Annotated in this window: 1 pseudogene; it reads right to left on the bottom strand. The window is 63.9% G+C overall.

Features of this window, described 5'->3' with window-relative positions:
* Window positions 1-132: 132 nt before the first annotated feature.
* Window positions 133-230: pseudogene (locus E2C06_RS37145) on the bottom strand (IS5-like element ISMex42 family transposase); the annotation flags it as partial.

Below are 230 nucleotides of genomic sequence, written 5' to 3'. Positions count from 1 at the left end.
CTGCGTAGGCTGGTGCGAGACATCGGCCCAACATGGTGAGGCGACGCCGACGCACTGCCCTACGTCTCGAAGCCGCTCCAAAGCGCCCAGCTTATTTCGCGTTCAGACTCTAAGCACGCGTTCTAGGCCCCGTTAGCGCCTGAGCCAATCTGCGGTGGCGGCGAGGCAGAGCACGCCGAGGAAGGATGCGGCGGTCTTTTCGTAGCGGGTAGCGACGGCTCGCCACTCTT

The organism is Dankookia rubra (assembly GCF_004355005.1).
GTDB lineage: Bacteria > Pseudomonadota > Alphaproteobacteria > Acetobacterales > Acetobacteraceae > Paracraurococcus > Paracraurococcus ruber_A.
The sequence above is the reverse complement of the archived record's forward strand: the minus strand, read 5'-3'. Positions and strand labels throughout refer to the sequence as shown.